We start from the raw sequence: 23,745 nt of genomic DNA, 5'->3' as shown, positions 1-23,745 counted from the left end.
CTAAGGACCTGACCGAGCATGTCTGGGCCGGCAGCAGCATCAAGCTGACGCTGGTCGCCACCGACGATGCCGGGCACACCGCATCGAGCGAGACCAAGACGCTGCTGATGCCGGAGCGGCCTTTCACCAATCCGCTGGCACGCGCCGTGATCGAGCAGCGCCGCCTGCTGGCGCTCGACGCCAACGCCAAGCCGCGCGTGCTCGACCTGATGGACGCCATCACACTGCGGCCGGAAGACACGTTCGACAACATGTCCCACTACCTCGCCATCATGAGCGCCCGCACCCGGCTGAAGATGGCCGAGAGCGACGATCAGTTGCGCAGCGAGGTCGCCTATCTCTGGGAAATTGCGCTCGGCATCGAGGAAGGCAATCTCTCGGCCGCCGAAAAGCGGCTGCGCCAGGCGCAGCAGGCGCTGCAGGACGCCATCAAGAATGGCGCCAGCGACGCTGAAATCGAAAAGGCGATGAAGGAACTGCGCGAGGCGATGGACCAGTTCCTGCAGGAATTCGCGGAGCGCGCCAAGCAGAACCCCAACGCCCCGCAGATGCAGCAGAACGGCCAGGAACTGCGCCAGAGCGACATCGACCGCATGATGGACCAGATCGAAAACCTGGCGAAGTCCGGTGATCGCGACAAGGCCCAGCAATTGCTGTCGCAGCTGCAGGACATGATGAACAATCTGCAAGCCGGCCGTCAGCAGCAAGGCGGCCAGCAGGACAGCGAGATGCGCCAGCAGATGGACAAGCTGGGCGATATCCTGCGGCGTCAGCAGGAGATGATGAACGACACCTTCCGCATGGATCAGATGCAGCGCGGCGAGCGCCAGCGCGGGCAGAACCGTGACGAGCAGCTCGGCGAAGGCGGCCAGGATGAGGACAGACCCGGCGTCGGCGAAGACCGCGATCCGCTCGCCCGGCAAAAGCCGATGACGCCCCAGGAATTCGCCGATGCGCTGAAACAGCTGCAGCAGGGCCAGGGCCAGCTGCAAAGCGATCTCGAGCAGCTGAAGAAGGGCCTCGAAGGCATGGGCATGGAGCCCAATGAAGGATTTGGCGAGGCCGGCAAGTCCATGGGCAATGCCGAACAGGCACTCGGCGAGGGTGAAGGCGATGCGGCCGTCGGTCATCAGGGCCGGGCCCTGGAAGCGCTGCGCAAGGGCGCCAAGGACATGATGAAGCAGATGCAGGCCATGCAGGGCGACCAGGGCGGCGGCGAGGAAGGCGGCCGCCAGCAGAACGCCGATCGTGATCCGCTCGGCCGGCCACGTGCCAGCCAAGGTCCCGACTTCGGCGATTCGGTGAAGGTGCCCGACGAGATCGACGTGCAGCGTGCCCGCCAGATACTGGAAGCGATCCGCAAGCGGCTCGGCAATGCGCTCAGCCCTGACATTGAACGCAGCTATCTGGAACGGCTGCTCGAGCTGAAATAGAGCAATTCCAGGAAAAGTGTGAAGCGGTTTTCCCGGGAAAAGCGCACAGCGCTTTCCCTTGGGAATTGCGAAAAAACAAAGGGATTGCCGCCCGCGTCCATCCCACCTGAAAACCCTCTCGCACGGTTGCACCACCATGCCCAGACTTGGCGCCGTCACACCCATCCTGCGCATCTTCGACATTGCCAAGGCGCGTGAATTCTATGTCGGCTTCCTCGGCTTCGAGGTGCAGTGGGAACATCGCTTCGCCGACGACGCGCCGCTTTACATGGCGATCGGCCGCGACGGCTGCGTTCTGCATCTCAGCGAACATCATGGCGACGGTGCACCCGGCATCGCCGTGCGCATCGAGGTCGAGGACATCACGGCTTTTCATGGCGAACTGATCGGCAAAAACTACCGTTTCGCCAGACCGGGCGTGGAAGAGACGCCTTGGAAGACCCGCGAGGTATCGGTCGCCGATCCGTTCGGCAACAGGCTGAATTTCTACGAGGATGCCGCCGGCTGACTAAGCCTGTTGACGAAAGCTTCGCGGATCGCATCCTGCATGCCGTCGATCGCCTCGCCTGACGCATTCGGGTTGCGGTGCATCACCACGTTCGAGGAATCGATGGCGCCGAATCCGTCCGCCGTGGTCAGTTCACGACAGCCGTCCGGAATGTTGCTGCGCGAAATCGGCGCGATCGCCAGTCCGGAGGTGACGGCGAGCTTGAGGCCGCCGGTAGTGTCGCTGGTATAGGCGACACGATAGGCAAGATCGCGCTGCTCCAGTGATTTGATGGCGAAGTCCTTGCACCAGCCGGCCCGGTTGTAGAGCGCGATCGGCACCGGCTGTTCCTCATGCATGTGGTGCAGGGTCGACGTCACCCACACGGTCGGGTCCTGCATCAGCACTTCGCCGCCGGCGGGATCCTGCCATTCGAACACCACGCACAGATCGAGCTCGCCGGCAGCGAGCGCCGCCATCTGCGCCCCGGAATGGGCATAGCGCACGGTGACCTCGACCTGCGTATGACGCTTCGAAAAAGCGCCGAGCGCGCGCGACAGGATGGCGTGGCCATATTCTTCCGGAATGCCGATGCGCACCGGCCCGCCAAGCGGCGCTGCCGCCATCGATGCCGACGTCTCGTCGAGCAGCGAGACAATGCGGCGGGCGTTGACGATGAGTTCGCCGCCGCGCCGCGTCAATGCGACGCCGCGCGAACCGCGCTCGAACAGGCTGGCGCCGATCAGCTCTTCGAGCTTCTTCATCTGCATCGACACCGCGGATTGGGTGCGGCCGGCCTGCTCCGCCGCCTTGGTGAAATTGCCGGTCTCGGCAATCGCCACGAAGGTACGCAGGAGGTCGCTGTCGAGGGTCGGCCGCATGAAAATCCGCCATAAGGGAATTTGATTGCTGGCATCATTCCAATTCGTTTGCAACATGTCAAACGACGGACGATAGTCGCTTCACCCATTGGATATGCGGCTGCGAAATCAGCCGCGGACCAATCAAGAGTCCTCACTCGTGCCCGCTACCCGAAACGGTGGCGGGTTCTTTTTAAGCCGCAGGCGGCAGCTTCGGATCGTACGCGCAGGAGCCTGGATGCAGATGCAGAATCGGATGGTGGGCGGCATCCTGAGCCTGTGCCTCGGCGTGCTGGTCTTTTCGCTGCAGGATCCACTCGTCAAAGCCGTGTCCAGCGGTTATCCAGTGACCGAGGTGATGGCGATTCGCTCGATCGTCGCTCTGCCGATCCTGATCGTTCTGGTCCATGCCGATGTCGGCTTGCGGGCGATCCTGTCGAAGCGATTCGGCATGCTGACGGTGCGCGCCTTCATCCAGTTCACCTCCTATACGATGTACTACCTGGCCATCGCTGCCTTGCCGCTTGCCGATGCGGTGGCGCTCTATTTCATGGCGCCGCTGTTCATCATGGTGCTGGCCGGGCCGTACCTTGGCGAGCGCGTCTCCTGGCAGACACTGGCAACCGTGCTGATCGGCTTGTTCGGCGTCCTCGTGATGCTGCGTCCCGGCGCAGGGCTGTTCGACTGGGCAGCGCTGCTGTCGCTGGGCTCGGCGGCGCTCTATGGTTTTTCGCAGCTGATGGCCCGCAAGATCGGCGATACTGAATCGTCCACCGTCATGGCCTTCTATCAGAACGGCGCCTATCTGGTTGGCGCCGCCGTGGTTGCCGGGGCGTTTCATCTGGCCGGCATCACACACGCAGTTCACCCGAGCCTGGAATTCCTGGTAAGACCATGGCTTTGGCCGACGCTGCCGGATTTTCTAAAGATGGCCGCCTGCGGCTTCGTCGCCTCCGCTGGCATGATCCTGCTGTCGCAGGCCTACCGAATGGCGCCGGCCAACCGCGTTGCCACCTTCGAATACACCGGCATCCTGTGGTCGCCGCTGTGGGGTTTCCTGTTCTTCGCCGAGGTACCGCGGTCGACGACCGTCATCGGTGCTGCCTTAATCATCGGCGCCGGTCTGCTGGCGCTCAACACCGAACGGCGCAAGAATGTTCCACCCGTGCTCGCTGCCGCCGACCCGGCCTGATCAGGCGAAGCAGATCAGCGCCCGCTCGACTCGCGAACGGATTTCGGCCAGCGTGAAGGGCTTCTGCACGACATCGAGGATGATGCCGTTCAATTCCTCGGCGCGCTCACGCTGGTCGGCATAGCCAGTCATCAGCACGATCTTCATCGACGGAAACAATGCCGCCGCCGCGATCGCCATCTCCATGCCGTCCATCTCCGGCATGCGGATATCGGAGACGACGAGATCGTAGCCGCCACGCGCGGCCTGGATCAGCGAAAGTCCCTGCGCGCCGTCCGCCGCGATATCGATTGTGTGCCCGGCACGTTCAAGCGCGCGGGCGGCCAGGGTGCGGACGGACTCATCGTCCTCGACGATCAGAAGCTTTGCCATGGCCGGCATATTTGGCCGCCAAAAGTTGACTTTTCCTGAAAGCGCGCAGGATCAGCAAACCTTTTTGATGCCGCTCAGGCATCCCCTTTGACGACACCGACAAAGGGCAACTCGCGAAAAGCATGCGCGACATCCATGCCGTAGCCGACGACGAAATAGTCGGGGCAGTCGAAGCCGACATAATCGGCATTGAGTTCGGTCTGGCGGCGCATGCGCTTGTCGAGCAGCACGGCGATCGAACAGCTCTTGGCGCCCCGCGACAACATCAGCTCGCGGGTAAAGCGCAGCGTCTTCCCCGATTCGAGAATGTCGTCGATCAGCAGCACGTCGCGGCCGGCTACCTCATTGTCAATGTCGCGCAGTACCCTCACCTCGCCGCTGCTGGTGCCGGCGCCATAGCTGGAGATGAAGATGAATTCGACCTCCGGCGACAGGCCGACATCGTGCATGGCCCGGATGAGATCCGCGGCGAAGATGAACGAGCCCTTCAGCACCGAGATCACCAGGAGATCGTGGTAGTCGTGTCCGGCAATCTCCTTGGCGAGTTCGAGATTGCGCCGCGCGATCGCCGACGCTGAAAACAGGACTTCGATGTCCTTGCCGCGTACAATTGGCATTTTTCGCCCCCTGAATTTTTGCCTGAACGCTTCACGCCCAGCGTGTGTTGAGATCCAGGTCAGGCCGGGTCGAAAACGGTGGTTTCCGAGAACCGGAGCGGAGCGTACTTGAAGTACGTGAGCACCGGAAGCGCAGGAAACCGCCGTTAGCAGGCCAGCCTCACCTGAATATCGGCACACGCTATTGGGCGAAGGTGACCGATACAGTTCTTACCCCGTTCTTAGGCACGTCGAGCCGGCTGGCAAAGCCGAATCTTTCGCCAGACGCCAGCGCGCGGCCGGATGTCCCCAACGTATAGCGGGTCGTGCGCCCGTCATTGCCGGTCACCCGGATTTCAAGCGGCGGCAGTTGCGTCGGTTTCGCACCATCATTGACGGCCTCGCCATCGACGAACAGCGCGGCGTTCGGCCCGGTAGCGTCGACGCGTGACGTAACGCCCGAAATGCTGAGCGCCGACGCTTGCGCGCTGGACAGGAACGGCGCCTGGCGCACCAGCGCGTGCCCGCCGGAGACCCAGAACGCGGCCAAGGCAGCGCCGATACCGGCGATCCAGAAGATCGGCCCGCCGCGCGAGGCTGGCGGCCGTTCCGGCGGGACTTCGGGCTTGCGCAGCATGTCCATGCCTTCGATGGGTGGCATGACAATCGCGCGCGGCAGCGGCGAAACGCTTTCCACAGCAGGCGCAAGGCGCGGCATCACCACGTAGTCGGCATCGACGATGTCGGCGGCCGAACCACGCATGAACCTGTCCGCTGCGGCAATTGCCGCCGGATCGGTCATGATTTCGCCGGAAACCGGGCGCGCGGTTCGATCGTCAGCCATCATGGCCCCAGCATTGCAGCACGTGTTCGCTTTTCGTTTCTTTTGCGTAAACATAAATGGTTAACGCTTCCCCACCGGAGTCCTCGTGACAAGCCGAAAGAGCCCAGAAATTAACCGCCGGTTAACCATGCCGGCCGATGGTCTTTTCCCAGAACCGGCCGGCTCGCCGCCGCCACGTATTTCAGGTCGTCGAAATTGATTCGCTTCGAAAATGTCGGCCTCCGCTATGGCATGGGTCCGGAAATCCTCCGCGACATCTCCCTGCACATCCCGGAGCGCTCCTTCCAGTTCCTCAGCGGGCCTTCGGGTGCCGGCAAGACGACCTTGCTGCGTTTGCTGTTCATGTCGCTGAAGCCGACGCGCGGGCTGATCACCATCTTCGGCAAGGATCGCTCGCGCATCTCGCGCACCGAACTGCCGCATCTCAGACGTCGCATCGGCGTGGTGTTCCAGGATTTTCGCCTGCTCGACCACATGACCACCTACGAGAACGTCGCGCTGCCGCTGCGCGTGCGCGGGCGCGAGGAGGCGAGCTACCGCACCGATGTCACCGAGCTGTTGAAGTGGGTCGGGCTGGGCGAACGCATGCATGTGCTGCCGCCGGTTCTGTCCGGCGGCGAGAAGCAGCGCGCCGCGATCGCGCGGGCGCTGATCGAGCAGCCGGAAATCCTGCTCGCCGACGAACCGACCGGCAATGTCGATCCGCCGTTGGCGCGACGGCTGCTGCGGCTGTTCATTGAGCTCAACCGTCTCGGCACCGCAGTGGTGATCGCCACCCACGACCTCGGCCTGATGGAGCAGGTCGACGCGCGCCGCATGATCCTGGCCGGGGGAAGGCTGGACATCTATGACTGAACTGTCCGCCGAACATTTTGTGGAACGGGAGCAGGAGGCCGAGGCGACCGGGGCAAAGCCGCGCGCCCAGCGCAGGATGGCGCCGATCGTGCCGGCGCAGAACATCGCCGGCCGGGCGCTGGTGCTGGTCATCGCCATCATGACCTTCCTGTCCTGCCTGACTTTCGGCGCGGTGACGCTGGTGCGCGACACGGCGTCCGTCTGGGAGAACCAGATTTCACGCGAGGCAACGATCCAGATCAAGCCAGTCGACGGCCTCGACATGGAGGCGGCCCTGACCCAGGTCTCGCAGATCGCCGGCGAATTCCCCGGCGTCAAGGCGACCCGGATCATCGATCGCGAGGCGACCGCGAGGCTCCTGGAGCCATGGCTGGGCTCGGGCCTCAACATCGACGAATTGCCGGTGCCGCGACTGATCATCGTCACCATCGACGAGAACAGCCCGCCCGATTTCGCCGCCATGCGCGCCGCGATCACGCCGAAACTGCCGAGCGCATCGCTCGACGATCACCGCACCTGGGTCGACCGGCTGGTGGCCATGGCGCGCACGACGGTGACCATCGGCATCGCCGTGCTGGCGCTGATGCTGTCGGCGACCGTGCTGACCGTGGTGTTCGCGACGCGCGGCGCCATGGCCGGCAACGGCCACATCATTGAGGTGCTGCATTTCGTCGGCGCCGAAGCACGCTTCATCGCGCGCGAATTCCGCCGGCATTTCCTGGTCACCGGCATGAAGGGAGCGGCGGCCGGCGGTGCCGCCGCAGTGCTCGTCTTCATCGTCTTTTCCTGGTGGTCGTCGCGCAACATGGCGACGCCGCAGGCCGACCAGGCGACCGCCCTGTTCGGCAATTTCGCCATCGGTTCGGCAGGCTATCTCGGTGTCGTGTTGATGGTGCTGGTGATCGGCGGACTGACGGCGGCAACCTCGCACGCCACCGTCGTTGCCTATCTCAGCGACATCGATGTCCGCCAGCCGGATGCAGGCTAGTTCATGTCGCTCAACAACGACATGGATAGAACAGGCTGATCACGGATGGAGAATTCACGTAACGCAAAGTGCGTCTTTTACCTACCCAAGGCCGCATTTCAGGATTAACCATATGGCGATGGACGCGCGGGATTCGACCGGTACGGCTGGGCAAATGCCAGTGGTGGTTGCCCGTTCGCATGACCGCCGCGCTGTGAGCCGTCTAAGAGCCGCGTTGCGCCTGTCCGCTCTCTCCGTTCTCATCCTTGCAACCCTGTTCGCCGGCGGCTTCGGTTGGTTCGCCAACAAGGTCAGCCATCTGACAACGCCCGCCAATCCGGCCAAGGCAGACGCGATCATTGTCTTGACCGGCGGCCAGTCCCGCCTCGATGCCGCGATGGATCTGCTGGCGTCCGGCAAGGGCGAGCGGCTGCTGATCAGCGGCGTGCACCCTTCAGCCAGCCGTCGCCAACTGCAGGCGGCGACCGGCGGCGACAAGAATCTGTTTTCCTGTTGCGTCGACATCGACCGCGCCGCGCTCGACACGATCGGCAACGCCGAGGAAAGCGCCAAATGGGTCGAGAGCCACGCCTATGGCACGGTGATCCTTGTCACTAACAATTATCATATGCCGCGCAGCCTGCTGGAAATGGGCAGGCTGCTGCATGGCGCCAAGCTCGAGCCCTATCCGGTGGTCAATTCCAACCTCGACAATGGCGGCTGGCTGACCAAGCCGCGGGCATTGCGCGTGCTGTTCACCGAATACAACAAATATCTGCTGGCGCTGGCGCGCGGCATCGTGCCGGTCAAGCCGACGCCCAACGGCATCGCACTGGCCGAAACCGCGGCCGGCGGCTGACTATTCCCCTGCGGCGGCGCCCGAATTTCCCCTGAGCCGTGCGATCTCCTGCTCAAGGCGTTCGATACGCTTGTCCCGCTCGCCGAGTGCCGCCGCCACGTCGGCTGCCTCGAACCGTTGCGGGATGTGCTGCGGGCAATTGGCATCCCAGGCCGAGATCGTGAACAGGATGACCTGCTCCGGGCGCGCCTTGTAGGCTTGCGGCATCAGTTTCGCCATCAGCTCGGCGTCACTCTCGGCGACCCGCGCCGTGCCCCAGATCTTGATGCGCTGGCGGTGCATATAGTCGATCAGGAACAGGAACGCCCTTGGATTGTCGGCCAGATTGCCCTGCGTGATGAACTGCCGGTTGCCGGAAAAATCCGCGAAGCCGATCGTATGTTCATCCAGCACCTTGAGGAAGCCGGCCGGCCCGCCGCGATGCTGGACATAGGGCTGCCCCTCGCCATTGGCGGTCGACAGGAAGACGCTGGTCTGCATTTCGATGAAGGCGGCAAGGTCCGGGGTGATGCCGGCCTGCCAGCCGCCACGCTCCTCGACGCGGGCATAGGACTGACGTGAGCCCTTGCGGGCCTGGATCGCCTTGACGGTCGGCGTGAAGGCGACGTCGCTGGTGAAAGCATACGCGTTCATCGAAAGCCTCCTTGCGGCAAGATGCTAAAGTCCGAGCTCCGACAGTGTCGGGTGGTCGTCCGGCCGCCGGCCGAGCGGCCAGTGATACTTGCGATCGGCCTCGCCGATCGGCAGGTCGTTGATGCTGGCGATGCGCAGACGCATCAGCCCGTGTTCGTCGAATTCCCAGTTCTCGTTGCCGTAGCTGCGGAACCACGAACCGCTGTCGTCGCGCCATTCGTAGGAGAAACGCACGGCGATGCGGCTGCCGTGGAAGGCCCAGACCTCCTTGATCAGCCGGTAGTCGAGCTCGCGGCTCCATTTGCGCGTCAGGAAGGCCTGGATGGCGTCGCGGCCTTGCAGGAATTCGGCGCGGTTGCGCCAGCGGCTGTCCTTCGTATAGGCAAGCGCGACCCGCGCCGGATCGCGTGAATTCCAGGCATCCTCGGCCATGCGCGCCTTCTGCGCTGCGGCCTCGGCGGTAAACGGCGGCAGCGGCGGGCGGGCTTCGGACATGGCAACTCCTTTGCGAGGCCATGCTGCAGGCAGGCCGACAGACCCAATATAAAGCCTTCCATCATCCAAATGCAGATGCCATATTCGTAACCCCTCCTTCCATTTTTCGGAAGAAGCTATGGATCGTCTCGAAGCCATGTCCCTCTTTGTCGCCGCGGTGGAGGCCGGCAGCCTTTCTGCGGCCAGCCGCCGTTTCGGCATTCCGCTGGCAACGGTCAGCCGCAAGATTTCCGATCTCGAGCGCCATCTGAACACACGTCTCCTGAACCGCTCGCCGCGCCGGCTGACGCCGACCGATGCCGGCCAGGCTTATCTTGCCGCCTGCCGCCGCATCCTCGACGATGTCGGCGAGGCCGAACGCACGGCAGCCGGCGAATACAGCGCTCCGACCGGCGAACTGGCCATCACCGCGCCGGTCGTCTTTGGCCGCCTGCACGTGCTGCCCGTCGTCACCGGCTTTCTCGCCGCTTATCCCGACGTGGACATCCGCCTGACATTGGCCGACCGCATAACCCAGCTGGTCGAGGACCATTTCGATCTCGCCATCCGCATCGGCCAATTGCCCGATTCGAGCCTGGTCGCCATCGGCGTCGGCGCGATCCGCCGCGTCGTTTGCGCGAGCCCCGCCTACTTGGCCGAACACGGCACGCCGACGACCCCGGAGGATCTGGAAACACACGATTGCATCACCTTCGAGGGACTTGCCTCCGCCGCCAGTTGGAGCTTCACCAAGGCCAAGGCCGAAATCCCGGTTCGGGTCCGCTCACGGCTTCAGGTCAACACTGCCGAAGCGGCCATCGACGCGGCGATTGCCGGCGTCGGGCTGACGCGTGTGCTTTCCTACCAGATCGAAGCCGCGCTGCGGTCCGGCACGCTGCGCGTCCTGCTGCAGGAATTCGAGCCGGCGCCATGGCCGGTAAGCCTGGTGCATGCGGGCCACGGCCTGCTGCCGGTCAAGCTGCGCGCCTTCCTCGATTTTGCCGCTCCGCGCCTGAAGGAGCGGTTGGCGCGGCTGATGTAGCGGAACAGGCCAACCCATCGGCGACCGTTCGTCGCCAACCAAAGCCCCCTGCGGCCATTTCCTTTTTTCCCGCGCTTGGTGTAACCAACGCTCACCTCCTCACCGGGCTCCCCCAATGCTCTACATCAGATCGCTGACGTTCAATTTCGTCTTCTACGTCAACCTGATCGTCCAGATGATCCTCTGGACCCCCTACTATTTCCTGTCGCCCCGTCACCGCGCCTGGTTCGTGCCGAAATTCTGGTCGCGTACCTCGATGTGGCTCTATGACAAGATCGCCGGAACGAAGAACGAGATCACCGGCAGGGAAAACCTGCCCGAAGGCTCCTTCATCCTGGCACCAAAGCACCAGTCGTTCTGGGACGCGATCGCCTTCTTCCCCTTCCTTCAGGACCCGCTCTACATCCTCAAGCGCGAGCTGACCTGGATCCCGTTCTTCGGCTGGTACATCATGAAGATGCGCATGATTCCGGTTCATCGCGGCAGCCGTTCGAAAGCGCTGAAGGCCGTGGTCGCCGCGACCAAGGAGGAGATGGCGCGCAACCCCCGCCAGCTCATCATCTACCCCGAAGGGACAAGACGCGCGCCGGGCGACGAGCCGGCCTACAAATACGGCATCGTCGAAATCTATGCACAGCTCGGCGTTCCGGTGGTGCCGGTTGCCCATGTCGCCGGGCTTTATTGGCCGCGGCGGAAATTCCTGCGCTATCCCGGCACCATCAAGGCGCGTTTCCTGCCGCCGATCCCACCGGGACTGAGCAAGGACGAATTCATGGCCCGGCTGATCGGCGAGACCGAGGCTGCCTGCGACCAACTCCTAATTGAAGCGGCGCGCGGCCCGAACCCGCCGGCCTTGCCGCCGACAGCGGTGAAAAGACTGCAAGAGCTGTACGCGGCTGCAAGAACCAAAGTCTGAACCGGAGGAGCAGCCGCCGAAAACTTCAGCCGCTCGCTCTGTCGAGTTCGGCCATGTCGTCGGCGGTCAGTTTCAGCGACGCCGCCCTGATCAGGCTGTCCATCTGTTCAGGCTTGGTGGCGCTGGCGATCGGCGCGGTGACGCCCGGCCGGGCGATAACCCAGGCCAGCGCGACCTCCGCCTGCTTGGCCGAATGCCTTGATGAAACCGCGTCGAGTGCCGCAAGGATGCGCATGCCGCGCGCATTGAGATAATCCTTCACCCCGCCGCCACGCGGGCTTTGACCGAGATCGGCCTCGCTGCGGTATTTGCCGCTGAGGAAACCCTTGGCCAGGCTGAAATAGGTGATGACACCGATGTCCTCGGCCACGCACAGATCGCGCAACGGTCCATCGAAGGATGAGCGATCGTAAAGATTGTATTCCGGCTGCAGTACCTCGTAGCGCGGCAGGCTGCGCAAGCTCGCCACATCGAGTGCCGCACGCAACTGGCCGGCGTCGAGATTCGAGCAGCCGGCATAGCGGATCTTGCCCTTGGCGAGCAGTTTCTCGTAGGCGCCAAGCGTTTCCTCATAGGGCGTCGTAGGGTCCGGCCAATGCGACAGATAGAGGTCGATGACTTCGGTCTGCAGCCGCTTCAGCGATGCGTCGACGGCCTTTTCGATGTATGCGGCGGACAGGTCCTTGTGTCCCTGCCCCATATCCGAACCGACCTTGGTGATCACCACGACCTTGTCGCGGTTGCCACGGTCTTTCATCCATTTGCCGATGATGGTTTCCGATTCACCGCCCTTGTGGCCGGGTACCCAGCGCGAATAGGCATCCGCCGTATCGATGGCGTTGAGGCCGGCGCCGACGAAGCGGTCGAGAAGGTCGACCGAGGTTTTCTCGTCGGCGGTCCAGCCGAAGACGTTGCCGCCCAGAACCAGCGGTGCGATGGACAGGTCGGTGCGACCGAGACGACGTTTCTGCAAGGCGGATCTCCGGGATGATTGGGGCGAGCAAATGGCGCCCGCAGGCTGAGGGTCGGAGCCTAACCTAGGTCTTGCCTGAACGAGGTCAAAGGCCTGGCCGCCTTTTTCCGCAGAGCCAGCTTCACAAAGGCGCGACCTGCCTGGCGACATCCTCCAGCCAGTGGTCGCGGATGCTCAGCGCCTCGAGATGCTCCAGCGTGCTCAGCACATAGTCCTCGTTGTTGCCGGACTGGCCGACCGCACCGCGCACCACGGCCGCCGCATCCGCAGCGTCAAGCGCTCCGGCATATTGCTCGTGCCGGCGGTCGACAATGTAGACCACCGCGTCGACCGTATCGCCCCCGTCGAGGCGAACCTTGAGCATGCGCTCCAGATAGACATTGGTGACCAATTCGCGCTCGCGCAGATAGGCCATGACCTCGTCGCGCAAGTCGCCGGGGACGCGGAATGCGAGGCCGACGCAGGATCCGCCACGGTCGAGGCCGAGCACCAGGCCCGGCCGCTCGCGCGTGCCGCGATGCACGAAGGAATAGACGCAGAGCGAGCGCCGGTAACCATGCAGGCGGGCACGCTGGGTTTCGATATGCGCGAATCCCGGCCGCCAGATCAGCGAACCATAGCCAAACACCCAAAAATCGCCCATATCGCCGCGCCTGATTGCAAAAGATACCAACACCGTGCTGGGACCGGTGTTTTTTCCGCCCGTCTCTGTCTACCTATCGCTGGCGGAATCGACTGTCCGTCCGCAACATCCATGCGTTAACGAGAGCCAAAGCATGACGTCAAGTGACGAACGCCAGCCAAGTAACCGTCGCCGCCTGTTCTGGCTTGCCGCGTTTGTCGTCGTGCTGTTTGCCATCTACAGCGGCGGCTGGTTCTATCTGGCCGGTCGGGTCAGGAGCGAAGCAGACAAGGCGGTCGCCACGCTCAACAAGAATGGCGTCGAGGCTGGCTGCGCCAATCTCCAGGTCAGCGGCTATCCCCTGAGCTTTACCGTCTCCTGCGACAACCTGGCCTACGAGGACGACGCCAGGAACATCGCCGCTTCGGCCGGCAGCTTCAACGCAGCCGCCCAGATCATCCAACCCTTGTCGCCGGTCGCCAATCTGCGTGGTCCGCTCAGAACCTCGGTTCCGGACATGATGCCGCTGTGGATCGACTGGGACAATCTGCAGGCCAATTTCAAATTGTGGTGGCCGCTGCCGCAGCGGATTTCGCTGGAGGCAGAGGGCCTGTCCGGCCAGACCGATCCGGCCGACGACACCGATCCGGTGCAACTGTTCAGCGCCGGCAAGGCATCAGGCCAGTTGCAGCCCAACGGCGAGGATATCGACTATCTCGGCAGTTTCGGCGATCTCGAGATCGACCCCGACGCAATTGGAGGGCGCGTGCTTCCGGCGCTCGATGCCAGCGGCGACGTGACATTGAAGAACGGCGTCGCACTGATCGGCACGCAGGTGAAGAGCCTTCGAGGCCGGGCGATCGAAATCCGCAATCTCGATTTGTCGTCGGGGACGGCGCGCATCACCGTTTCGGGGCAGCTCTCGGTCGATGCCGAGGGCCTGGTCAACGCCGATCTGATGATCCGGCTGAAGGACCCGAAGGCGGTGGCAGCCATCCTCGGCGCCGCCATACCCGAGCAGAAAAGCCAGATCGAGCAGGGTTTTTCTGCCCTGGCGGTGCTCGGCAACGAACCGTCGATGCCGCTGAAGGTGGTCAGGGGCAAGGCCTCGCTCGGCTTCATTCCGCTGGGCAAGATCAAGCCGGTCGAATAGCTCAACATGGCAAGACCCGTGAAGCTGCTGAGTGTTGGCGCGCTGACGCTGGATACGATCCTGCGCGTCGAGACGTTGCCCGTGCATCAAGGCAAGTTCATTGCCTCCGACGGCATCCAGATCGCCTCGGGCATGGCCACCAGTGCTGCCTGCGCCGCGCATCGCCTGGGCGCCGAGGTATCGCTGTGGGCGAGTGCCGGCGACGATGCCATCGCCGACCAGCTCATCGCCGGCGTCGAGGCCGAAGGCGTCGATTGCACCTTTGTGCGCCGCGTCAGAGGCGCCCGGTCGGCGCTGGCCTCGATCCTGGTCGACGCGCATGGCGAGCGCATCATCGTGCCCTTCTATGACAGGCTTGCCCAGGCCGATCCCGAAGCCTTGCCGGTCGCCGACCTCATGGCATTCGATGCCGTACTGGTTGATGTCCGCTGGCCAGGTGCGGCAGCACTTGCCCTGAAGGCCGCGCGCGCCAGTGGCCGTCCGGCGATCCTTGATGCCGACACCGCGCCACTGGAGGTTCTGGAGCAGTTGTTGCCGCTAGCCACGCACATCATCGCTTCTGAGCCGGCGGCGCGCATTGTCTGCGGCCAGGCGCTCGATCCGGAAACGGCTTGCGCCGATCTCGCCAGCCGCACCGACGCTTTTGTCGCAGTGACAGGCGGCGCGGCGGGGAGTTGGTGGCACGACCGTTCGGCAGGCTGTGTGCGCCATGTCGCGGCGCCGAGGATCAAGGCGGTCGATACGCTCGCCGCCGGCGATGTCTTTCACGGCGCCTTCGCCGTCGGGCTGGCGGAAGCCATGCCGGTCGAGCAGGCTTTGCGCTTTGCCAGTGCGGCTGCCGCGCTCAAATGCCTGCGCTTCGGCGGCAGGCTTGGTGCGCCGAACCGGGCCGAGACGCTGGCCGTGGTTGCGCAGACCTGGCCTGCCTGAAACAATTCAGCCCTTCGCGGGATGCTCGACGGCCTGGCGGCCAAAATCGGGCACGTCGATGTCCTGGCCGGCCTCGATGATCGAGCGGCGCACGGCGCGGGTGCGGGTGAACAGGTCGAAGAGCTTTTCGCCGTCGCCCCAGCGGATCGCGCGTTGCAGCGACGCCAGATCTTCCGAGAACCGCGCCAGCATTTCGAGGATGGCGTCCTTGTTGTGCAGGCAGACATCCCGCCACATGGTCGGGTCGGAGGCGGCAAGACGGGTGAAGTCGCGGAAGCCGGAAGCCGAATATTTGATCACTTCGGATTTGGTCACCGACTGCAGATCATCGGCGGTGCCGACGATGTTGTAGGCGATGATGTGCGGCAAATGCGAGACGATGGCCAGCGTCATGTCGTGATGCTGCGGGTCCATCGTGTCGATGTTGGCGCCGCAGCGCCGCCAGAACTCCGACAGCCTCTCCAACGCGTCCGGGTCAGTGTCGGGCAGCGGCGTGAAGATGCACCAGCGATTGTCGAACAGGTCGGCGAAACCGGCATCGGGGCCGGATTTTTCGGTGCCCGCCAGCGGGTGGCCGGGAATGAAATGGACGCCGGCCGGCACAAAAGGCTGCATCTGCGCGATGACAGACGCCTTGGTCGAGCCGACATCGGTGAGGATCACGCCCGGCTTCAGCGCCGGCGCGATTTCCTCCGCCACCGCTCCAGACGAGCCAACAGGCACCGAAATGATGACCAGGTCGGCATCGCGGACAGCTTCTCTCGCATCGGTGCTATAGCTATCGCCCAGCCCAAGCTCCTCAGCCCGCGCCAGCGTCGCCGCACTGCGCGTTGATATGGCCACGTGACGGGCCAGCCCCTCGCGGCGGATGACGCGGGCCAGCGACGAGCCGATCAGGCCGATGCCGACCAGCGCGATCTTTTCAAACATCGGTGATGTCATGGTTTCTAGCTTTTCAGGAATGTCGTGAGAGCGGCGACAACGCCGCGATTGGCCTCTTCGGTGCCGACGGTCATGCGCAACGCGTTGGGAAAGCCATAGCCCGAAACGCGCCGCAATATATAGCCGCGCGCCGTCAGATAGTCGTCCGCCGCCGCCGCCGAATGCTTCTGATCGTCGGGAAAATGAACGAGGACGAAATTGCCGACGCTCGGCGTTACCCGCAGCCCAAGCTTTGTGAATTCCTCGCTCAGCCAGGCCAGCCAGGTCTCGTTGTGCGCCACGCTGCGCTCGACATGGGCGCGGTCGCGGATGGCTGCGATGCCGGCCTCGATCGCCGTCGCATTGACGTTGAAGGGACCGCGCACGCGGTTGATGGCGTCTATGATATGCATCGGCGCATACATCCAGCCGATCCGCGCCCCGCCTAGGCCGATCTTGGAGAAGGTGCGGGTCATCACCACGTTCTCGGTGCTGCCGACCAGCTCGATGCCGGCATCATAGTCGTTGCGGCGGACATATTCGGCATAGGCCGCATCGAGCACCAGAAGCACGTTCTTCGGCAGCGCGGCATGCAGCCGGCGCACCTCTTGGAACGGCACATAGGTGCCGGTCGGGTTGTTGGGATTGGCGAGGAACACGATCTTGGTGCGCGGCGTGACCGCGGCCAGGATGGCTTCGATATCGGCGCGCTCATCTGTTTCCTTGATCGTCACCGGAACGGCACCGGCCGACTGGATGTAGATCTTGTAGACCATGAAGGCATGTTCGGTGATGACAGCCTCGTCGCCGGGCGCCAGATAGGTCTGCGCCAGCAGGCCGAGGATCTCGTCGGAGCCGTTGGAGCAGATGATGTTCTGCGGGTTGAGGCCATGCACCTCGGCGATCGCTTCGCGCAGCCGCCTGGCGGTGCCGTCGGGATAGACGTCGAGCTTTCCGGCAATCTCGCGCGCGGCTTCGATGGCCTTCGGCGACGGACCGAGCGGATTCTCGTTCGAGGACAGCTTGTGGACCTTGGCGACGCCGGCGGGCGCCGTGCTCTTGCCCGGCACATAGGCGTCGATGTCCATGATGCCCGCGCGCGGGGTTGGACGTGCCTTGTCCGGTGTCTGGCTCATGTCGCAAAATCCGTCGAGAACGCTTCGTGAGGGAAGCCGCAGCGGAAATACAAGCCGTGGCCTGCAATGTCGAGAGGCGACAGCCTCCGCCCAAGGCTGGCCGTTGACGACGGCACGCCACAGCCCTAGAAGAGGAGCGAACTTCCGTGGTGATTTGGCCGGTCGGCTTGCAGCCACGTTAAACAACTTGCTAAAGGGCCGTTTGCATCCTGTAACCGGCTTTGCGACCGCAATGCCGGTTTTTTGTTGTCCGCGCCGGCCGGACACCCGTATCGGCATCGACTTTCGACAAGCGATGCGTGGGCTCAAAGTGTGAGATGGATGTCATGGCCGTTCTGCGTGCCCGCAAAACCAACAACGAGGTCGACCAACCGTCGAGCCCGGTTTTGCGTTTTGGATCCGACAAGCCGCTCAAGCTGGATGCCGGCACGCTGCTGTCGCCGTTCCAGATCGCCTACCAAACCTACGGCAGACTGAACGATGCTCGCTCCAACGCCATCCTCGTCTGCCATGCGCTGACCGGAGACCAGCACGTCGCCAGCACCAATCCGGTGACCGGCAAGCCGGGCTGGTGGGAAGTGCTGATCGGCCCCGGCAAGATCATCGACACCAATCGCTTCTTCGTCATCTGCTCCAACGTCATCGGCGGTTGCCTTGGCTCCACCGGTCCGGCCTCGACCAATCCCGCCACCGGCAAGCCCTATGGGCTTGACCTGCCCATTATCACCATCCGCGACATGGTGCGGGCACAGCAGATGCTGATCGACCATTTCGGCATCGAAAAGCTGTTCTGCGTGCTCGGCGGCTCGATGGGCGGCATGCAGGTGCTGGAATGGGCGTCGAGCTATCCGGAGCGCGTCTTCTCGGCGCTGCCGATCGCCACCGGCGCGCGCCATTCCTCGCAGAACATCGCCTTTCATGAAGTTGGCCGCCAGGCTGTCATGGCCGATCCGGACTGGCATGGCGGCAAATATTTCGAGCACGGCAAACGCCCGGAAAAGGGTCTGGCGGTGGCGCGTATGGCCGCCCACATCACCTATCTGTCGGAAGCTGCCCTGCACCGCAAGTTCGGCCGCAATCTACAGGATCGCGAAGCGCTTACCTTCGGCTTCGACGCCGACTTCCAGATCGAAAGCTATCTGCGCCACCAAGGCATGACCTTCGTCGATCGCTTCGACGCCAATTCCTACCTCTACATGACGCGGTCGATGGACTATTTCGACCTTGCCGCCGACCATGGCGGCCGACTGGCCGATGCCTTCGCCGGGACGAAAACCCGTTTTTGCCTGGTGTCTTTCACCTCGGATTGGCTGTTTCCGACCGAGGAGAGCCGCTCGATCGTGCATGCGCTCAACGCAGCCGGAGCATCGGTATCCTTCGTCGAGATCGAGACCGACCGTGGCCACGATGCCTTTCTGCTCGACGAGCCGGAACTGTTTGCCGCCATCAACGGCTTCATCGGCTCGGCCGCCCGGGCGAGAGGGCTCAACGCATGACCCCGAAAAATTGCAGGCTTTTCGGATCGGGATCATGTGCCAGGCAGGAGGCGAAGCTATGAGCGTCAACCGCGACCAGCGCGTCGACCTTGAAGTCGTCGCCAACCTTATCCCGCCACAGTCGCGCGTACTCGATGTCGGCTCGGGCGACGGTTCGCTGCTCGAATTGCTGCAGGACACCAAGCAGGTCGACGGCCGTGGACTTGAGCTGTCGCAGCGCGGCGTCAACGAATGCGTGGCGCGCGGCCTCTCGGTCATCCAGGGCGATGCCGACAAGGATCTCGAATTCTATCCCGACAAGGGCTTTGACTTCGTCGTCCTGTCGCAGACGCTGCAGGCCACCCGCAACCCGAAGCTGGTGCTCGACGAACTGCTGAGGATCGGCAACCGCGCCATCGTCTCCTTCCCCAATTTCGGTCATTGGCGGGTGCGCCTGTCGCTGTTCATCAATGGCCGCATGCCGGTGACCAAGGACCTGCCCTATTCCTGGTACGACACGCCCAACATCCACTTCTGCACCATCCGCGATTTCGTCAATCTGTGCGACGAACTCGGCGCGACAGTCGAGAAGGCAACCGCCCTCGACGCCGCCGGCCAGAAGATCGGCCTGTCGATGCCGTGGTGGTTCTGGAACTTCTTCGGCCAGCAGGCAGTGTTCTTGCTGAAACGGTAGTGTTGATCGCCATGTATCTTTTTCGTAGGCGCCCTCTGTCAGTTGAAATCCCACCGGACATGCTGGCTGGGTTGAAAGCCGGAATTCTCATCTGCACCTCACCGCGCAGCGGCAGCAACCACCTCGCCGGGCTGATGGCAGCTACCGGGCTTGGCAACCCACTCGAGTGGTTCGGTGGCCGCCGTGTTCTAGAAATGCCGAACTATCCACGCGATCCCCGTGCCCAGGTTTTGCGTGCACTGAAGGACGGGCGGTCTCCCTCCGGGATTTACGCGGTCAAACTGTTTGCCAGCCAGTTTTCACAGGTTGCCAAAACCGTGGATCTCCCCGCAAGCCTTCCAAAGCTGCGCTATATCAGGTTGACGCGTGGGGACCTCGTTGGCCAAGCAGTCTCGTGGACCCGCGCTCGTCAGAGTGGTCGGTTCCGCTCTACCGAGGCCGATCAGAAGAGACCATGCTACGACGGCAAAGCAATCGCGGACTCGCTTGAAAAAATTGTCCTGGAAAATCTGGCCTGGGACGTCTGGCTTGCAAAAAACGGATTGTCCTTCCTATCACTGACATACGAAGAACTCCTTGAACATCCACGGACCTGCCTTGAAAGGGCTGCATCTCTGGTCGACGCCAAGCTTGTCTTGAAACCCGGGTCGGATCTCGGTTCGGGGCTCGATATTCAACGAGACACCATCAATGAGGAGTGGAGAGAGCGGTTCTTGGCGGAATATTCTGACACGTCGAACTTCCATGCCAACAATTACCGTCGCGGTTTCCTTAAAAAGAGGAGCTCAAGGTTCTCGATCTGATCGAACGGCGAGAATACGAAGCATCCAGGGGCGCCAGAGATGCGGTGTCATTGATCAAAGCGCATCGCCGTCCATGGCGATCACGAGCACAATCGTATTTGCCCGCTGGTTTGACAGCCCGCCGAGAGCGTTATAGCCACATCGGCACTAATAACTTGATCGGTTCAGATATGGCTCAAGAGCGTCCAACCTATTCACTCGTCGTCGAAATGGAGAATGCAAAATTCATCGACTGGGACGAGATCGGCGTTGGGATGAAGGCTTTGGCTCGGGAAATCTCATCGGTTTCAGCAACCGGTTCAGCGCGACCAAGGATCGTTATCTCTCACGGGGGAGAAGAGTCGGACAAAGATGCGTTGCGTCGTGAGATTTCGAATGAGGCCCCGCAGCTCGGTCAGGTTGCCGAACTTGTCTTCACGGCTTTCCCTGGCGGCCGGTATTACGACCTGAAGAACAACGGCATGCTGGCGTCGGACGGAGATATCGTCATCTTTATGGATTCCGACGTGGTCGCGGAACCAGGATGGCTACCAGGACTGCTTGAACCCTTTGAAAACTCTGAAGTTATCTGCGCAAACGGATATACATACCTCTCATACGACGATTTCTTTTCAAGAACATTTGCGTTGATCTGGTTTTTCCCGATGGCGCGTGGAGACGGGCGATTTGCCTCAAAGCGAGCGATCAACGCTAACAATGTAGCGTTTCGACGCGAGTGGATCGTCAGTCATCCTTTTCCAAAACATAACGGCTTCAAGGTTTCCTGCACTTTGCTGATGCGCGAACTGCTGCGGGAGGGCCACAAAATTCATAATGTCAACGCACGCGTTTATCACTATTCGCCGCGGGGCTGGCGGTTCTTTTACTGGCGCGCCCTGGTTACAGGTCGCGACGCCGACAGGAAGTTCGTTGCGCTCAATTCGCCGAGCCGCACGCGACGGATAGTCAAGTCTTTCAGCCGGTGGCTCACCATGTCATGGCGCACGACACGACGTATTGTCGGCCACGCTCGGCAGACAGGGATGCCGCTTTGGCAGATTCCGTTCTCCCTGATTGTCGGTCAGGCATTTTATGCCTTGGCGTTTTGGGGCCAATTCAGTTTCGCCACTGGCATAATTCGCGACGAAATCGAGACCCTGCCCGACTATGTCGGACACAGCTAGCCGCTTCTAGCGCTGAATTGGTCTGGGACCCGTCGATTGCTCCAGAACACCCGTGGCCTTGTGCGGATGTTCGACGCCGTCGACGAACACCACATCGGCCACCGAATTGTCCGTGCGCAACGCCAGTATCGCTCGGTAGGCGGGCGAATTGTACCAGCCATGCACATGCTGCCTGTCGGGAAGTTCTATGATGATCAGATGGCCAGGCCAGTCGTTCCCGACCACCTCCACATCGCCGCCATGGACCAGAAAACGGCCGCCGAAAGGTTCCAGCGTGGCATCTATCTCGTGCAGATATTCAACGATCTGCGGACCCATTGTGGCTTGGCGCATATGGGCGACGGCGTAAGCGGCCATGACTGAACTCCCTTGTCATCGAAGCCGAGTTGCCGGCCTCGCATGGGCAATCTGACCAAACGCCGAGCGCTAAGCGATTACGTCTGAGGTAATGGGATGTATGCTATCTGTCATGACGGGTTGCTTCCATGGTGATTCGCAATGCTATGTGCGGCGGTGCTGTTGCAATTGGAACGCTGGCAGCGGGGATTCGTTGTCTCGCGCGGATTGAGTACCGGCTCGGTGGGTGACAGGGGCAGTCGTTTTTTGTAGCGTCGCGCCGACTGTGATGTGGTGTAGAGGAAGGGAAGTCCAATCCATTCGACCGCTCTGAAAATCGAAAAGCCCTGGACAGACGCGCAACCTTGCGCAGGAAACAGCTGACAGACATGGCCGGGATCGATCCAACACCTCTCATCACGGTCATTACGCCGACCCACAACCGACGCGAAACGGTGTTGCGCGCCGTGGAAAGCGTACTCTCCCAGAGCATGTCGAGGCTTGAGCACATTGTCGTCGACGATGGTTCGACCGATGGGACCGAAGCGGCGATGGCCCGTATCCAGGACCCGCGGCTGATCTATGTCGGGGCAAAATGGCGAGGCGCCAACGCCGCCAGGAATGCCGGCATCGAGCGCGCGCGGGCACCGTTGGTGACGTTCCTCGATTCCGACGACATCTACATGCCGCACCGGCTTGAACGAACCCTGACCTGGTTCGATGAAAATCCCGCACTGCAAGTGCTGATCAGTTCGTTCGTGTCCCTGAAGGGCAATCGCATCACAAACTGCGTCAACCCCGAGGCGTTCGTGAGCCCAGCAATGCTGGAGCGGACGCTGGTTGGGCAGACCATCTTCATCGCCGGCTCCGCTATCACGGCTCGCCGCGAAGCCTTGCTGGCCATCGGCGGCTACGACAGCGACATCACCCGCATGCAGGATCGCGAATTGCTGCTGCGTCTTGCCCGGCGCTTCGGTGCGCAGTTGTCCAGGGATCTGGACTGGACGAAATACAATTCGGAGAACTCGATTTCCGGCCGCCGTGACGGCTATGTCGAGGCCTATGCGAACCTGATGGGCAAACATCCGCATATTGCCCATGCCTACCCGCACATTCCGCCTTATATGATCTCGCGGCAGCTCATCGCCGACATCCTGCGAGGCAGGATACCGGAGGCATTTCAGGGCTACATGGCCAACCGTTCATCCAAAACGCTTGGCTATTCGCTGCCGGAATTGATGCAAGGCTATGTCCACGGCCGGCGATGGCGCCGCGATCTCTCCAACGAGTTTCGCAATCAATTTGGTGCCCGGCCCGCTTAAGCCGAGAGGGATCCCGAGAAATTGTGGCACGGTTTTCCCTCCGGATCGCGTTAACCCCTCTGTCGAGAGCTCAACGGTCAAGTTCGGGAAAATACGGATCCGATAGAAACCGCCTGTCCCGTTCACCTTGCAGGCAGTCTATCGGCGTCGCCGCGTCGACGGGGATGCTTCTCACCTCGTCCTGAATGCCGCTCACTTCCAGGATCAGCTTGCGCCGGATGGCTGTCGAAAACTCCGCGGCGGCATAGATAGGCAGCACGAAGGAACCGGGTCCGCCGGTCACGCACTGCGCGTAATACTGGTCGAGATGGCTGAAGGTGGGCGACGGGCTGATCAGGATCGGCAGGCCGTTGACGATGATGCCTTTGGCGGTCGCCGCATCGCGCGTCGCGGTGACCGGCGGCCCGATATTGTTCGGTCCGTCGCCCGAAATGTCGATGACGCTGCGTTCGCCCTGGAAAGACGTGCGGTCGAAAAGCTCGGCGCCGAAGGCCAGCGCGCCGGAAATCGAAGTGCCGCGAAAGCTGCGGAACGGACGAGCCGCGACCTTGCCGGCAAAGCTGTTGGCGCTCTCGGCACTGTCGATAATCTGCCAGCCGATGACCGCGTCGTCGCGCACCGTGCCGGCCCATTCGAAATAGGTCAGCGCTATGCGGCCCGTGGCGCCGACGCGGGCAGCCTTGATGA

General features: G+C 62.5%; 27 protein-coding genes and 1 riboswitch. Of the genes, 15 read left to right on the top strand and 12 right to left on the bottom strand.

The genetic code is table 11. The annotated features are described in order from the left end of the window. Together EN943_RS18345 and EN943_RS18340 are read left to right on the top strand one after the other, a co-directional pair. Positions 1–1,433 (top strand): TIGR02302 family protein (locus EN943_RS18345; protein ID WP_127414044.1); only part of this gene is annotated, 1,433 nt, incomplete at its 5' end. A 136-nt stretch (positions 1,434–1,569) separates the two neighbouring features. Next, positions 1,570–1,941, top strand: a complete 372-nt coding sequence (locus EN943_RS18340) for a glyoxalase superfamily protein (RefSeq protein WP_127414043.1) — start codon at positions 1,570–1,572, stop codon at positions 1,939–1,941. On the opposite strand, the gene EN943_RS18335 is transcribed toward EN943_RS18340, so the two are convergent. Beyond that, positions 1,920–2,801, bottom strand: coding sequence for a LysR family transcriptional regulator (locus tag EN943_RS18335; protein ID WP_023811107.1), 882 nt, complete (start codon positions 2,799–2,801; stop codon positions 1,920–1,922). The genes EN943_RS18340 and EN943_RS18335 overlap by 22 nt on opposite strands. A gap of 223 nt (positions 2,802–3,024) precedes the next feature. On the opposite strand from EN943_RS18335, the gene EN943_RS18330 reads away from it, so the two are divergent. Continuing rightward, positions 3,025–3,972 carry a DMT family transporter gene (locus EN943_RS18330; RefSeq protein ID WP_164753801.1) on the top strand — a complete coding sequence of 316 codons (948 nt, stop codon included), beginning with the start codon at positions 3,025–3,027 and terminating at the stop codon, positions 3,970–3,972. Here the strand turns inward: EN943_RS18330 and EN943_RS18325 are convergent, their stop codons facing one another. The 3 genes from EN943_RS18325 to EN943_RS18315 all read right to left on the bottom strand — a co-directional run bounded on the left by EN943_RS18325 (position 3,973) and on the right by EN943_RS18315 (position 5,787). Then, positions 3,973–4,344 carry a response regulator gene (locus EN943_RS18325; RefSeq protein WP_164778249.1) on the bottom strand — a complete coding sequence of 124 codons (372 nt, stop codon included), beginning with the start codon at positions 4,342–4,344 and terminating at the stop codon, positions 3,973–3,975. A gap of 74 nt (positions 4,345–4,418) precedes the next feature. Then, positions 4,419–4,961 (bottom strand): hypoxanthine phosphoribosyltransferase, encoded by a 543-nt coding sequence (hpt, locus tag EN943_RS18320; protein ID WP_127414039.1) that lies wholly within the window; start codon positions 4,959–4,961, stop codon positions 4,419–4,421. A gap of 181 nt (positions 4,962–5,142) precedes the next feature. Beyond that, positions 5,143–5,787 carry a hypothetical protein gene (locus tag EN943_RS18315; protein WP_127414037.1) on the bottom strand — a complete coding sequence of 215 codons (645 nt, stop codon included), beginning with the start codon at positions 5,785–5,787 and terminating at the stop codon, positions 5,143–5,145. A gap of 192 nt (positions 5,788–5,979) precedes the next feature. On the opposite strand from EN943_RS18315, the gene ftsE reads away from it, so the two are divergent. The 3 genes from ftsE (at position 5,980) to EN943_RS18300 (ending at position 8,465) form a co-directional block, all read left to right on the top strand. Then, positions 5,980–6,639 carry a cell division ATP-binding protein FtsE gene (ftsE, locus tag EN943_RS18310; protein ID WP_010911739.1) on the top strand — a complete coding sequence of 220 codons (660 nt, stop codon included), beginning with the start codon at positions 5,980–5,982 and terminating at the stop codon, positions 6,637–6,639. Next, positions 6,632–7,627 (top strand): ABC transporter permease, encoded by a 996-nt coding sequence (locus EN943_RS18305; RefSeq protein ID WP_127414035.1) that lies wholly within the window; start codon positions 6,632–6,634, stop codon positions 7,625–7,627. Before ftsE ends, EN943_RS18305 begins: the two co-directional genes overlap by 8 nt. A gap of 112 nt (positions 7,628–7,739) precedes the next feature. Then, positions 7,740–8,465: a YdcF family protein gene (locus tag EN943_RS18300; protein ID WP_027038120.1), complete on the top strand. Its 726-nt coding sequence runs from the start codon at positions 7,740–7,742 to the stop codon at positions 8,463–8,465. Here the strand turns inward: EN943_RS18300 and EN943_RS18295 are convergent, their stop codons facing one another. After that, positions 8,466–9,098, bottom strand: coding sequence for a pyridoxamine 5'-phosphate oxidase family protein (locus EN943_RS18295; RefSeq protein ID WP_127414034.1), 633 nt, complete (start codon positions 9,096–9,098; stop codon positions 8,466–8,468). Between the two features lie 24 nt (positions 9,099–9,122). Then, positions 9,123–9,593 (bottom strand): DUF1348 family protein, encoded by a 471-nt coding sequence (locus tag EN943_RS18290; protein ID WP_127414032.1) that lies wholly within the window; start codon positions 9,591–9,593, stop codon positions 9,123–9,125. Positions 9,594–9,711: 118 nt separating this feature from the next. On the opposite strand from EN943_RS18290, the gene EN943_RS18285 reads away from it, so the two are divergent. Together EN943_RS18285 and EN943_RS18280 are read left to right on the top strand one after the other, a co-directional pair. Next, positions 9,712–10,614 (top strand): LysR family transcriptional regulator, encoded by a 903-nt coding sequence (locus tag EN943_RS18285; protein ID WP_127414030.1) that lies wholly within the window; start codon positions 9,712–9,714, stop codon positions 10,612–10,614. A gap of 115 nt (positions 10,615–10,729) precedes the next feature. Next, positions 10,730–11,530 (top strand): 1-acyl-sn-glycerol-3-phosphate acyltransferase, encoded by an 801-nt coding sequence (locus EN943_RS18280; protein WP_127414029.1) that lies wholly within the window; start codon positions 10,730–10,732, stop codon positions 11,528–11,530. 25 nt (positions 11,531–11,555) lie between these two features. Here EN943_RS18280 and EN943_RS18275 read toward each other — a convergent pair whose 3' ends face one another. Both EN943_RS18275 and EN943_RS18270 read right to left on the bottom strand, forming a co-directional pair. Further along, a complete protein-coding gene (locus tag EN943_RS18275; RefSeq protein WP_127414027.1) occupies positions 11,556–12,503 on the bottom strand; it encodes an aldo/keto reductase in 948 nt (315 codons plus the stop codon). A 121-nt stretch (positions 12,504–12,624) separates the two neighbouring features. Further along, the gene (locus EN943_RS18270; RefSeq protein ID WP_127414025.1) at positions 12,625–13,146 is read right to left on the bottom strand and encodes a gamma-glutamylcyclotransferase; all 522 of its coding nucleotides are present in this window, start codon (positions 13,144–13,146) and stop codon (positions 12,625–12,627) included. Positions 13,147–13,279: 133 nt separating this feature from the next. Here EN943_RS18270 and EN943_RS18265 point away from each other — a divergent pair, with 133 nt between their 5' ends. Next, a complete protein-coding gene (locus EN943_RS18265; protein WP_127414023.1) occupies positions 13,280–14,278 on the top strand; it encodes a DUF2125 domain-containing protein in 999 nt (332 codons plus the stop codon). Between the two features lie 6 nt (positions 14,279–14,284). After that, on the top strand, positions 14,285–15,208 hold the full coding sequence (locus tag EN943_RS18260; protein ID WP_127414021.1) for a sugar kinase: 924 nt from the start codon (positions 14,285–14,287) through the stop codon (positions 15,206–15,208). A 6-nt stretch (positions 15,209–15,214) separates the two neighbouring features. Here EN943_RS18260 and EN943_RS18255 read toward each other — a convergent pair whose 3' ends face one another. Both EN943_RS18255 and hisC read right to left on the bottom strand, forming a co-directional pair. Then, positions 15,215–16,150 carry a prephenate/arogenate dehydrogenase family protein gene (locus EN943_RS18255; protein ID WP_206522780.1) on the bottom strand — a complete coding sequence of 312 codons (936 nt, stop codon included), beginning with the start codon at positions 16,148–16,150 and terminating at the stop codon, positions 15,215–15,217. A gap of 5 nt (positions 16,151–16,155) precedes the next feature. Further along, complete coding sequence (gene hisC / locus EN943_RS18250) at positions 16,156–17,265, bottom strand: histidinol-phosphate transaminase (protein ID WP_127414017.1); 1,110 nt, start codon at positions 17,263–17,265, stop codon at positions 16,156–16,158. A 136-nt stretch (positions 17,266–17,401) separates the two neighbouring features. After that, a riboswitch (SAM riboswitch) is annotated at positions 17,402–17,479 on the top strand. A gap of 112 nt (positions 17,480–17,591) precedes the next feature. Here hisC and EN943_RS18245 point away from each other — a divergent pair. Genes EN943_RS18245 through EN943_RS18230 form a run of 4 tightly spaced genes read left to right on the top strand, consistent with a single transcriptional unit; the run spans position 17,592 to position 21,400 of the window. After that, positions 17,592–18,761 (top strand): homoserine O-acetyltransferase, encoded by a 1,170-nt coding sequence (locus tag EN943_RS18245; protein WP_127414015.1) that lies wholly within the window; start codon positions 17,592–17,594, stop codon positions 18,759–18,761. Positions 18,762–18,819: 58 nt separating this feature from the next. Continuing rightward, positions 18,820–19,434, top strand: a complete 615-nt coding sequence (gene metW, locus EN943_RS18240; RefSeq protein WP_127260998.1) for a methionine biosynthesis protein MetW — start codon at positions 18,820–18,822, stop codon at positions 19,432–19,434. Next, complete coding sequence (locus EN943_RS18235) at positions 19,383–20,237, top strand: Stf0 family sulfotransferase (protein WP_127414013.1); 855 nt, start codon at positions 19,383–19,385, stop codon at positions 20,235–20,237. Before metW ends, EN943_RS18235 begins: the two co-directional genes overlap by 52 nt. A gap of 50 nt (positions 20,238–20,287) precedes the next feature. Then, positions 20,288–21,400 (top strand): glycosyltransferase, encoded by a 1,113-nt coding sequence (locus tag EN943_RS18230; protein ID WP_245475894.1) that lies wholly within the window; start codon positions 20,288–20,290, stop codon positions 21,398–21,400. A 6-nt stretch (positions 21,401–21,406) separates the two neighbouring features. Here the strand turns inward: EN943_RS18230 and EN943_RS18225 are convergent, their stop codons facing one another. After that, a complete protein-coding gene (locus tag EN943_RS18225) occupies positions 21,407–21,757 on the bottom strand; it encodes a DUF1330 domain-containing protein (protein ID WP_127414011.1) in 351 nt (116 codons plus the stop codon). Between the two features lie 368 nt (positions 21,758–22,125). On the opposite strand from EN943_RS18225, the gene EN943_RS18220 reads away from it, so the two are divergent. Beyond that, on the top strand, positions 22,126–23,058 hold the full coding sequence (locus EN943_RS18220) for a glycosyltransferase family 2 protein (protein WP_027038104.1): 933 nt from the start codon (positions 22,126–22,128) through the stop codon (positions 23,056–23,058). Between the two features lie 70 nt (positions 23,059–23,128). Here EN943_RS18220 and EN943_RS18215 read toward each other — a convergent pair. Continuing rightward, positions 23,129–23,745, bottom strand: a 617-nt coding sequence (locus tag EN943_RS18215; RefSeq protein ID WP_164778247.1) for a DUF1194 domain-containing protein, incomplete at its 5' end; no start/stop codon positions are given.

Origin of the sequence: Mesorhizobium sp. M7A.F.Ca.US.006.01.1.1, from assembly GCF_003997935.1 — a bacterium.
In the GTDB taxonomy this organism is placed as follows: domain Bacteria; phylum Pseudomonadota; class Alphaproteobacteria; order Rhizobiales; family Rhizobiaceae; genus Mesorhizobium.
The sequence above is the reverse complement of the archived record's forward strand: the minus strand, read 5'-3'. Positions and strand labels throughout refer to the sequence as shown.